The organism is Saccharothrix saharensis, from assembly GCF_006716745.1.
Taxonomy (GTDB): Bacteria; Actinomycetota; Actinomycetes; order Mycobacteriales; family Pseudonocardiaceae; genus Actinosynnema; species Actinosynnema saharense.
On the sequence record NZ_VFPP01000001.1, the window covers coordinates 8,859,711 to 8,872,328 of the forward strand.

The window sequence follows — 12,618 nt, forward strand, 5'->3', positions numbered from 1 at the left end:
CGTTAACCAGGGCTCGGTCACGCGTCGGTAATTCGCCGACCGGAGAACGCCCGACGACCGTTTCGTGACTGCCCGGGCGGATTCGGTCGGTAGAACCGGAGATCGGAAACCATCCCGCTCGCGAAGGGCTTGTCGATGACGAACCTGGACGACACGGTCGCGGTGGTCGGTGTGTCCTGCCGGCTGCCCGGTGCGACCGACCCGGCCGCGTTCTGGCGGCTGCTGCGCGACGGCCGGGACGCGGTGACCGAGGTGCCCGCGGACCGGTGGGAGGCGCTGTCGCCGGAGACCAAGGCGGTGCGCGGCACGCGGTACGGCGCGTTCCTGGACCGGGTCGGTGACTTCGACGCCGGGTTCTTCGGCATCTCGCCGCGCGAGGCCGCCGCCACCGACCCGCAGCAGCGGCTGGTGCTGGAGCTGGCGTGGGAGGCGTTGGAGGACGCCGGGATCGTGCCCGGTTCGCTGGCGGGCACGGCGGCGTCGGTGTTCGTGGGCTCGTTGCGCGACGACTACGCCGGGCTGGTGCTCGGGCGCGGCGCGATCACGCAGCACACCAACACCGGCACGCACCGGGGCATCATCGCCAACCGCGTGTCCTACGCGCTGGACCTGCGCGGTCCCAGCGTCGTGGTGGACACGGCGCAGTCGTCGTCGCTGGTCGCGGTGCACCTCGCGGCGGAGAGCGTGCGCAACGGCGAGTCACCGCTGGCGTTGGCGGCGGGCGTGAACCTGAACATCCTGGCCGAGGGCGCGCTGGGCGCGGACAAGTTCGGTGGGCTGTCGCCCGACGGCCGGTGCTTCACCTTCGACGCGCGGGCCAACGGGTACGTGCGCGGCGAGGGCGCGGCGGTGCTGGTGCTCAAGCCGTTGCGCGCCGCCCTGGCCGACGGCGACGACGTGTACGCGGTGATCCGGGGCAGCGCGGTCAACAACGACGGCGCGACGCCGGGCCTGACCGTGCCGCAGCCGGCGGCGCAGGCGGCGGTGGTGCGGGCGGCGCAGCGGCGGGCCGGGGTGGACGCCGGGGCGGTGCAGTACGTGGAGCTGCACGGCACCGGCACGCCGGTCGGCGACCCGATCGAGGCGGCCGGGCTGGGTGAGGCGTTCGCGGGCCGGGCCGAGCCGCTGCCGGTGGGGTCGGTGAAGACGAACATCGGGCACCTGGAGGGCGCGGCGGGCATCGTCGGCCTGCTGAAGTCGGTGCTGGCCATCCGCCACCGCGAACTGCCCGCCAGCCTGAACTTCCGCACCCCCAACCCGGAGCTGCGGCTGGCGGAGCACAACCTGACCGTCCAAACAGGACAGACGTCGTGGCCGCACCCGGACCGGCCGCTGGTGGCGGGGGTGAGCTCGTTCGGCATGGGCGGCACGAACTGCCACGTGGTCGTCTCCGAACCGCCGGCGCCGACGACGAACGCGAACGCACCGGCCACCGCGGCCGAGGACGGCTTCGCGGTGGTGCCGGTTTCCGGGCGCACGCCCGAGGCGTTGCGGGCGCACGCGGCCCTCATCCGGGACACCGGAGGCGAGCCGCGCGACCTGGGCTGGTCCCTCGCCACCACGCGCACGTCCTTCGAGCACCGGGCCGTCGTGCTCGCGTCCGACCGCGCCTCCCTCGACACCGGCCTGGACGCCGTCGCCGACGGCGTGCCCGCGCCGAACGTGGTCAGCGGCACGGTCGCGGACGGCACGCTCGGCGTCGTCTTCACCGGTCAGGGCGCGCAGCGCGCCGGCATGGGCGCCGAGCTGCACCGCGCGTTCCCGGTGTTCGCCGAGGCGTTCGACGAGGTCTGCGCACACCTCGACCCCGACCTGCGCGACGTCATCACCTCGGGCGAGGGCCTGGACGACACCGCCTGGACGCAACCCGCCCTGTTCGCCGTGGAGGTGGCCGCCTACCGGCTGGCCGAGTCGTGGGGCCTCGCGCCGCAGGTCGTGCTGGGCCACTCCATCGGCGAGATCGCCGCCGCCCACGTGGCCGGCATCCTCTCCCTGCCCGACGCCTGCGCCCTGGTGAGCGCGCGCGGCAGGTTGATGGGGGCACTGCCCGCCGGTGGCGCGATGGTCGCGGTGGAGGCGGCCGAGGACGAGCTGGACCTCCCGGACGGCGTCGCGCTCGCGGCGGTCAACGGTCCGCGCGCGGTCGTGCTGTCGGGGGCCGAGGACGCCGTCCTGGCCTACGTCGGGACGGTGGGCCACCGCACGAAGCAGCTCACCGTGAGCCACGCGTTCCACTCGCCGCTCATGGACCCGATGCTGGACGAGTTCCGCGACGTGGTGCGCGGCCTCACGTTCCACCCGCCGGTCATCCCGGTGGTGTCGACCGTGCGCCCCGACGCCGACCTCACCGACCCGGAGCACTGGGTCCGCCAGGTCCGCGAGCCGGTCCGGTTCCTCCAGGCCGTGCGGGCGCTGGACGTCACCACGCTGGTCGAGGTCGGACCGGACGGCGTGTGCTCGGCGATGGCGGCCGACGCGGGCGTGCGCGCGTTCCCGATGATGCGCAAGGGCCACGACGAGGTGACCACGGCGCTGACCGCGTTCGCCGCCGCCCACACGCGCGGCGTGCCCGTCGACTGGTCCGCCCTGCACGTCGGGCGGCGCGTGAAGCTGCCCACCTACCCGTTCCAGCGCGAACGGCACTGGCTGGACGAGGAGGCCGCGCCGGTCCGGGTCGAACGGTCGGCGGACGCCGCGAACCTGGTGCTCCGGCACGTCGCCGCGGTGCTCGGCGCGGACCCCGGCAAGGTGGACCCGCGCCGCCCGTTCCGCGACCTGGGGTTCGACTCGCTGATGGGCGTGGAGCTGCGGGAGAACCTGGCCGCCGCGACCGGCCGCGCCCTGCCCACCGGCCTGCTGTTCGACCACCCCACGCCGCAGGCCGTCATCGCCTACCTGCAGGACGACGACGTCGCCGAGGAGACCTTCGAGCAGCGCGGGCAGCACGACGAGCCGATCGCGATCGTCGGCATGGCGTGCCGCTTCCCCGGCGGCGTGGAGTCGCCGGAGGACCTGTGGCGGCTGGTCGCCGAGGGCCGGGACGCGATCGGGGAGTTCCCGACCGACCGCGGCTGGTCGGGTGACCTCTACCACCCCGACCCGGACCGCTCGGGCACGAGCTACGTGCGGGAGGGCGGCTTCCTCGCCGGCGCGGCCGAGTTCGACCCGGCGTTCTTCGGCATCTCGCCGCGCGAGGCGTTGGCGATGGACCCGCAGCAGCGGTTGCTGCTCCAGACCGCGTGGGAGGCCGTCGAACGGGCGGGCGTCGACCCGGAGTCGTTGCGCGGCAGCCGGACCGGCGTGTTCGTCGGCGGCACGGCGGGCGACTACGGACCCCGGATGCACGAGGCGTCGGACCAGGCCGAGGGGCACGTGCTGACCGGCGCGACGCCGAGCGTGATGTCGGGCCGCATCGCCTACCAGCTCGGGCTGGTCGGACCCGCGCTCACCGTGGACACGGCGTGCTCGTCGTCCCTGGTGGCCCTGCACCTCGCGGTGCGGTCGCTGCGCAGCGGTGAGTCCAGCGCGGCCATCGCGGGCGGCGTCACGGTCATGGCCACGCCCGGCATGTTCCTGGAGTTCTCCCGCCAGCACGGGCTTGCCGCCGACGCGCGCTGCAAGTCGTTCTCCGCCGACGCGGACGGCACGGCGTGGGCCGAGGGCGTCGGCGTGGTCATGTTGGAACGGCTGTCCGACGCCCGTCGCAACAGTCGCCGGGTGCTGGCCGTCATCCGCGGCAGCGCGATCAACTCCGACGGCGCGTCCAACGGCCTCACCGCCCCCAACGGCCGGTCGCAGCAGCACGTGATCCGGCAGGCGCTGGCCGACGCCGGGCTGGAGCCGGCCGAGGTGGACCTGGTGGAGGCGCACGGCACCGGCACGTCGTTGGGCGACCCGATCGAGGCCGAGGCCATCCTCGCCACCTACGGCCGCGACCGCGACGAGCCGCTGTGGCTGGGCTCGCTCAAGTCCAACATCGGCCACGCGCAGGCGGCGGCCGGCGTCGGTGGCGTGATCAAGCTGGTGGAGGCGATGCGGCACGGCGTCATGCCGCGCACCCTGCACGTCGGTGAGCCGACCCCGAAGGTCGACTGGACGGCGGGCAAGGTCGAGCTGCTGGCCGACGCGCGCGAGTGGCCCGAGCCCCGGCGGGCGGGCATCTCGTCGTTCGGCATCAGCGGAACCAACGCGCACCTGGTGCTGGAGCAGGGCGACGTGCACGAGCCGACGCGCGCCGAGGTGACCACGCCCGTGCCTTGGGTGTCCAGCGGCCGGGACGCCGAGGCCGCCGTCGCCGGCCTGGACCGGGTCCGCGGTCGGACCGACGTCGCCGAGGTGGCCCGCGCGCTGGCCGGCCGCACGCGCTTCGACCACCGGGCCGTCCTGGTCGGCACCACGCCCGAGGACTTCGCCACCGCCGCGCCGCTCACCGGCCGCGCGGTCCCCGACGGCCGCACGGCGGTGCTGTTCACCGGTCAGGGCGCGCAGCGCGCGGGCATGGGACGTGAGCTGTACGAGGCGTTCCCCGTGTTCGCCCGCGCCCTGGACGAGGTCGTGGACGCCTTCGCGCCGCACCTGGACGTGCCGCTGAAGGACCTGATGTTCGGCGACCGCCCGGAACTGCACGAGACCCGCTGCACCCAGCCCGCCCTGTTCGCCTTCGAGACCGCCCTGTTCCGGCTGGCCGAGCACCACGGACTCGTCCCGGACCTGGTGGCCGGGCACTCCATCGGCGAGCTGGTCGCCGCGCACGTCGCGGGCGTGCTCACGCTCGACGACGCGGCCAGGCTGGTCGCCGCACGCGGCCGGCTCATGCAGGCGGCCCGGCCCGGCGGCGTGATGATCTCCGTGCAGGCGGGCGAAGCCGACCTCGGCGAGCTGCCCGCCGGCGTGGCGCTCGCGGCCGTGAACAGCCCGACCTCGCTCGTGCTGGCCGGTGACGAGGATGCCGTCACGGCGTTCGCGAGCCGGTTCCCACGCGCCCGGAAGCTCCAGGTCAGCCATGCGTTCCACTCGCCGCACATGGACGACGTGCTGGACGAGTTCCGCGCGGTCGCCGCGACGGTCACCCACCACGAGGCGCGCATCCCGGTGATCTCCACGGTGACCGGCGCGCCGCTCGTCCCCGACGCCGACCACTGGACGCGCCAGATCCGCGGCACGGTCCGCTTCCTGGACGCCGTGCGCGGCCTGGAGCGGCACGGCGCGGCGGTGTTCGTGGAGGTCGGCCCGGACGCGGTGCTCGCGCCGCTCGCGCAGGCCGCCGGCGTCACGGCGGTGTCGCTGGGACGCGCGAACCGACCCGAGCCGGTGACGGCGGTGTGGGGCATGGCGCACGCGCACGCCCACGGCGCGCCGCTGGACGTCGCCTCGTTCGTGCCCGGCGCGGACCGCGCGGACGACCTGCCGACCTACCCGTTCCGCCGCGACCACTACTGGCTCACCGCCCAGCCCCGCGCCACCGGCCTCGTCACCACGGCGGTGGAGCTGGCCGAACGGGACGAGGTCGTGCTCACCGGCGAGGTGTCGCTGACCGCGCAGCCGTGGCTGGCCGGTCACGTGGTCAACGGCTCGGTGCTGGTGCCGGGCACGGCGTTCCTGGAGCTGGCGCTGGCGGCGGGGGAGCGGGTCGGCCTGCCGCGCGTGGAGGACCTGACCCTGGAAGCGCCGCTGGTCGTGCCGGAGACCGGGTCGGTGCCGGTCCAGGTCACCGTGCGGGAGGGCCGGTTCACCGTGCACTCGCGCCAGGACACCTGGCAGCGGCACGCCTCCGGCACGCTCACCGAGGCCGCCACCGCGGCCGAGCCGTTCCCCTGGCCCCCGGAGGTCGACGAAGAGCCGATCGACGACGCCTACGACCGCCTGGCCGCGCTCGGCTACGACTACGGCGACCCGTTCCGCGGCCTGCGGGCGCTGTGGCGCGACGGCGACACGGTCTACGCCGAGGTCGCGATCACCGCGCCGGCCAAGGGCTTCGCGGTCCACCCGGCGTTGCTGGACGCCGTGCTGCACCCGCTCGTGCTCGAACCGGCCGGTGAAGGCCGGATCAGGCTGCCGTTCGCGTGGAGCGGGGTGGAGCTGAACGCGGCCGGCGCGACCGGGCTGCGCGTCCGCATCACGCCCGACGGCGGCGACACGTTCGCCGTGGACGTCGCCGACCCGGCGGGCGTGCCGCTGGGGCGCATCGACGGCATCACGTTGCGCGCCGTCGCCAAGGACGCCCTCGCGGGCAGCTCCACGTTCGGCGTCACCTGGACCGAGGTCGCGGGGGACGAGCCGGTGGGCGACCTGGTGGTCGTGCCGCCGGCCGGGACCGACGACCCGCGGGTGGCCGTGCGCCGGGCGTTGGGGCTGGTGAAGGACTGGCTCGCCGAGGAGCACGACCCGGGCGACCGGCTGGTGTTCCACACCCGGCGTTCGGTCGCGGCCCAACCGGGCGAGCCGGTGGGCGACCTGGCCAACGCCGCCGTGTGGGGCCTGGTGCGGGTCGTGCAGTCCGAGCACCCGGACCGCGTGGTCGTGGTGGACGCCGAGGACGCCGACGCGGTGCCCGCCGCCGTCGCGACCGGTGAGCCGCAGGTCGCCGTGCGGGACGGCCGGCACCTCGTGCCGCGCCTGACCCGGACCGAGCTGGGTGAGCCCGTGCGGCTGCACGGCACCGTGCTCGTGACCGGCGGCACGGGCGGGCTCGGCGCGCTGGTCGCCCGGCACCTGCACGACCGGCACGGCGTGCGCGACCTGCTGCTGGTCAGCAGGCGCGGCCTGGACGCGCCCGGCGCGCGGGAACTGGCCGAAGAGCTGGGCGCGCGCGTGGCCGCGGTCGACGTGGCCGACCGTGAGGCGTTGGCCGAGCTGTTGGCCGGCGAGCGGATCACCGCCGTCGTGCACGCCGCCGGCGTGCTGGACGACGCGACCACCACGGCGTTGACCGACGAGCAGGTGGACCGGGTCCTGGCACCCAAGGCGCTCGCCGCCCGCCACCTGCACGAGCTGGCCGGCGACGTCGAGGCGTTCGTGCTGTTCTCCTCGATCTCCGGCGTGCTCGGCACGGCGGGCCAGGGCAACTACGCCGCCGCCAACACCTACCTCGACGCCCTGGCCGCGCACCGCCGCGCGCAGGGCCTGCCCGCGGTGTCGCTGGCGTGGGGCCTGTGGGACGCGGGCATGGGCGAGACGCTGGGCGAGGCCGACCTGGCGCGCTGGGCACGCGCCGGTGTCGCCCCGCTCGACCCGAAGCGCGGCCTGGCGCTGTTCGACCGCGCGCTCGCGGGTGACGCGGGCCTGCTCGTCCCCGCCGCGCTGGACCCGTCGCGAGTGGACGGTGACGTGCCGCCGCCGTTGCGCGGCCTGGTGAAGCGGCGTGCCGTGAAGACAGTGTCGACCACGTTGACCGAAGCGAACGCGCTGGACCTGGTGCGCTCGCTGGCCGCCGCCGCGCTCGGCCACGCCGACGGCACCGCGGTCGACCCGGAGAAGGCGTTCCGGGACCAGGGCTTCGACTCGCTGGCGGGCGTCGACCTGCGCAACCGGCTGATCGCGGCCACCGGGCGCAAGCTGCCCACGACGCTCGTCTTCGACCACCCCACGCCGACCGCGCTGGCCGCGTTCCTGGTGGCGGGCAACCGGAAGGCGGAGCGGAAGGTCGCGGCCCGCGCGGACGAGCCGATCGCGATCGTCGGCATGGCGTGCCGCTACCCGGGCGGGGTGAAGTCGCCGGAGGACCTGTGGCGGCTGGTCGCCGAGGGCCGGGACGCCATCTCGGAGTTCCCGGCCAACCGCGGCTGGGACGTCGACGCGCTCTACGACCCGGACCCGGAGAAGCTGGGCACCACCTACACCCGGCACGGCGGGTTCCTGCACGACGCCGACCTGTTCGACGCGGGCTTCTTCGGCATGGCGCCGCGCGAGGCGCTGGCGACCGACCCGCAGCAGCGGCTGCTGCTGGAGACGGCCTGGGAGGCGTTCGAGGACGCGGGCATCGACCCGACGGCCCTGCGCGGCAGCCGGTCCGGCGTGTTCACCGGCGTGATGTACGACGACTACGCCTCACGCCTGCCCGAGACGCCCGACGAGGTCGAGGGCTTCCTGTTGGCGGGCAACACCTCCAGCGTGATCTCCGGCCGGCTCGCCTACACCTACGGCCTGGAGGGCCCGGCCATCACGGTCGACACGGCGTGCTCGTCGTCGCTGGTGGCGCTGCACCTGGCGGCGCAGGCGCTGCGCAACGGCGAGTGCGACCTGGCCCTGGCGGGCGGCGTCACGGTGATGGCCGGGCCGAGCACGTTCATCGAGTTCTCCCGCCAGCGCGGGCTGTCGGCGGACGGCCGCTGCAAGTCGTTCTCCGCCGACGCGGACGGCACCGGCTGGTCCGAGGGCGTCGGCCTGCTGGTGGTCGAACGGCTCTCCGACGCGCGCAAGCGCGGCCACCGCGTGCTGGCCGTGGTGCGCGGCTCGGCGGTGAACTCCGACGGTGCGTCCAACGGCCTCACCGCGCCCAACGGGCCGTCCCAGGAACGGGTGATCGAGGCGGCGCTCTCGGCCGCCCGGCTGTCCCCGGCGGACGTCGACCTGGTCGAGGCGCACGGCACCGGGACGAAGCTCGGCGACCCGATCGAGGCGCAGGCGCTGCTGGCCACCTACGGCCAGGACCGCGAGGAGCCGCTGTGGCTGGGCTCGCTGAAGTCCAACATCGGCCACGCGCAGGCGGCGGCCGGTGTCGGCGGGATCATCAAGGTGGTGCAGGCGATGCGGCACGGCGTGATGCCGCGCACCCTGCACGTCGGCGAGCCGTCACCGCACGTGGACTGGTCGTCCGGCGCGGTGGAACTGCTGACCGAGCCCCGCGAGTGGCGTGCCGGCCGTCCGCGTCGCGCGGCGGTGTCGTCGTTCGGCATCAGCGGCACGAACGCGCACGTCGTGCTCGAACAGGGGCCGGAGCCCGCGGCGGCCGACCGCGTCACGCCCGAGGTGGTGCCGTGGGTGCTGTCCGCCCGGGACGACGAGGCGCTGCGCGCCCAGGCCGCGGCCCTGCACGCACACCTCGTCGAGCACCCCGACCTGGACCCGGCCGACGTCGGCCTGACCCTGTCCCGCCGGGCGCTGCTCGACCGCCGCGCGGTGGTCTTCGGCCGGGACGCCCTGCTCGGCGACCTGCCCGTCGGCGACGGCGAGGGGCGTGGCAGGACCGCGTTCCTGTTCACCGGCCAGGGCAGTCAGCGGGTCGGCATGGGACGGGAGCTGTACGAGGCGTCGCCGGTGTTCCGGCAGGCGTTGGACGACATCTGCGCGCACCTGGACCCGGTGCTGGACCGCCCGCTCAAGGCGGTGCTGTTCGCCGAGCCGGACTCGGCCGACTCCGCGCTGCTCGGGCAGACCGCGTTCACGCAAGCCGCGCTGTTCGCCGTGGAGGTCGCGCTGTACCGGTTCGTCGAGCACCACGGCGTGCGCCCGGACTACCTGTTCGGCCACTCGGTCGGCGAGGTGGCCGCCGCGCACGTCGCGGGCGTCCTCGACCTGGCGGACGCCTGCACGCTGGTCGCCGCGCGCGGCCGGGCCATGCAGTCGGCGCGCGACGACGGCGCGATGGCGGCGATCGAGGCGACCGAGGACGAGGTGCGGGCGTCGCTGCACGGTGTGCTGGCGGTGGCCGCGCTGAACGCGCCCCGCTCGACCGTCGTGTCCGGTGACGAGGCGGCGGTGGCGCGGGCGGTCGCGGAGTGGTCGGCCCGGGGCCGCCGCACGCGCCGGCTGCCGGTCAGCCACGCGTTCCACTCGCCGCACATGGACGAGGTGCTGGACGCGTTCCGCGCCGACCTGGCCGACGTGGTGTTCCGCGAGCCGTCGATCACCGTGGTCTCGGACGTCACGGGCGAGGTCGCGACCGTCGAGCAGCTGCGGTCGCCGGAGTACTGGGTGCGCCACATCCGGGAGGCCGTGCGCTTCCTGGACGGCGTGCGCACGCTGGAACGGCTCGGCGTCACGGAGTTCGTGGAGCTCGGGCCGGACGGGGTGCTGACCGCGTTGACCCGGCAGTGCCTGGAGCGGGAACCGGGTTCGGCGGTGGCGGTGCTGCGCGCGGGCCGGCCGGAGCTCGACCACGCGCTGTCCGCCCTGGGCGTCCTGCACACCCGCGGCATCCCGGTGACCTGGGACTTCGGCGACGCGCGGCCGGTGACCCTGCCGGGCTACCGGTTCCAGGGACGTCGGTTCTGGTTGGACGCGCCCCGCTCCACGCGCTCGGCGGGCGAGCTGGGGCTGTCCGACCCCCGGCACCCGCTGCTCGGCGCGGCCGTCGAGTTGAGCGGTGGCGACGCCGTGGTGCTGACCGGTCGGGTCTCGGCCGGCGGTTGGCTCGCCGACCACCGCGTGCGGGACGACGTGCTGCTGCCCGGCACGGCGTTCGCCGAGATGGCGCTCGCCGCCGGCGCGTTCACCGGGTGCCCCCACCTGGCGGAGCTGACGTTGTCCGCGCCGTTGGTGCTCGGTAGCGCACAGGTCCAGGTCACGGTCGGCGCACCGGAAGGTGGTCGTCGTCCCGTGACGATCCACTCCCGCCCGGACGCCGACTCGCCGTGGGAGCAGCACGCGACCGGCGCGCTGACCGGGGACGTCCCGGCGGCCGGTGCCTTCTCCTGGCCGGCCGACGCCGAGGCGGTGGACCTCGACGGCGTCTACGAGCGGTTGGCGCTGCACGGCTACCACTACGGGCCGGCGTTCCAGGGGCTGAAGGCGTTGTTGCGGGCGGGCGACGACCTGTTCGCCGAGCTGGCCCCGCAGGAGGGCGACGGGTTCCTGGTGCACCCGGCGGTACTCGACGCCGCCCTGCACACGTTGCTGCCCGGGGTGGCGGACGACGACGTGCCCGCCGTGCTGCCGTTCGCGTGGAGCGGGGTGACGGTGCACTCCACCGCACCCGCCGTCCGCGCGCGGCTGAGCCGGACCGGGTCGTCGGTGGCGCTGGTGCTGGCGGACGCGGCCGGCCGGCCGGTGCTGACGGTGGACGAGCTGGCGCTGCGGCCGATGGGCGGCCGGGTGGCCCGGGACGGGCTGCACGCCCTGACCTGGCGGCCCGTGACCGTGCCCGGCGACCTGCCGCCGCACGGCCTGACCGTGCACCGGGTGCCGGAGCTGGAGGCGCGTGAGGCGGTCCACCACACGCTCGACGTGCTGCGCCGGGCGGACCGGCCGCTGGCGGTCGTGGTGCGGGACGGGCTGCGGCACGCGGCCGTGCGCGGTCTGGTGCGCAGCGCGCAGGCCGAGCAACCCGGCCGGTTCACGCTGGTCACGGCGGACTCCGACGACCTGGTGGACACCGCGTTGCGGTTGGGTGAACCCGAGGTCGCGGTGCGCGGCGGGGAGGTGTCGGTGCCCCGCCTGGCCCGCACGCCGTCCGCCGACCGCCCGGTGGACTGGGGCGACGGGCCGGTGCTGGTCACCGGTGCGACCGGTGCCCTGGGCGCGATCCTGGCCCGGCACCTGGTCACGACCCACGGTGTGGCGGAACTCGTGCTGCTGAGCCGACGTGGTCCGGACGCGCCGGGCGCGGACCGGCTGGTCGCGGAACTGGACGCGAAGGTGCACCTGGTGGCGTGCGACGCGGCCGACCGGGACGCGCTCGCCGCCGTCGTGGAGCGGTACCGGCCGACGGCCGTCGTGCACACGGCGGGCGTGGTCGACGACGGCACGCTCGCCGGGCTCACCGCCGAGCAGGTGGACCGGGTGCTGCGGCCCAAGGTCGACGCCGCGTGGCACCTGCACGAGCTGGTCGGTGACGTGTCGGCGTTCGTGCTGTACTCGTCGGTCGCGGGCCTGCTCGGCACCGCGGGCCAGGCCAACTACGCGGCGGGCAACAGCTACCTGGACGCGTTGGCCGAGCACCGGCACGCGCTCGGCCTGCCCGCGACGTCCCTGGCGTGGGGCCTGTGGGAGACCGAGAGCGAGCTGTCCGGCGGTCTGTCCGAAGTGGACCTGCGGCGGCTGGCCCGGTCCGGCCTGTCGCCGTTGGGCGCGGACGAGGCGATGGAGCTGTTCGACGCCGCCCTGGCGCACGGCGCGCCGGTCCTCGCCGTGACCCGGTTCGACCAGGCGGCGTTGCGGGGTCGGGACGACCTGCCCGCGGTGCTGCGGGACGTGGTCCGCGTCCGCAGGGCCGCGCCGGCCCCGGCCGCTCCCGCCGCCGCCGACCTGGACCTGCCGTCGGTGGTGCGGACGCAGGTGGCGGCCGTGCTCGGGCACGACGACCCGGACGCGATCGACCCCCGGCGGGCGTTCACCGAGCTGGGCTTCGACTCGTTGACCGCGGTCGAGCTGCGCAACCGGCTCGGCGCGGCCACCGGGCTGACGCTGCCGACGACGGTGGTGTTCGACCACCCGAGCCCGGACGCGCTGGTCGAGCACCTGCGGTCGTTGACGTCGGCCGACGAGGAATCGCTGGTGGACCGCCTGGAAGCGGCGGTGCGCGCGGGCGAGCTGGACGACACCGCCCTGGACCGGCTGCGCGCCCTGCTCGGCGCGGGCACCGCACTGGACCCCGACCTCGACTCCGCTGACGACGACGCGTTGTTCGCGCTGGTCGACGAGCTGGACTAGGAGACGACGTGGCTGACGAGAACAAGCTCC

At 75.4% G+C, this 12,618-nt stretch carries 1 protein-coding gene; it reads left to right on the forward strand.

The features are described 5' to 3' along the window. Positions 1-135: 135 nt before the first annotated feature. On the forward strand, positions 136-12,588 hold the full coding sequence (locus FHX81_RS42760) for a type I polyketide synthase (RefSeq protein ID WP_141983597.1): 12,453 nt from the start codon (positions 136-138) through the stop codon (positions 12,586-12,588). Positions 12,589-12,618: the final 30 nt, after the last annotated feature.

What these genes read in the sequence shown, in the direction of transcription:
- FHX81_RS42760 (WP_141983597.1), top strand. Translation starts at nt 136, where the DNA reads ATGACGAACCTGGACGACACGGTCGCGGTGGTCGGTGTGTCCTGCCGG.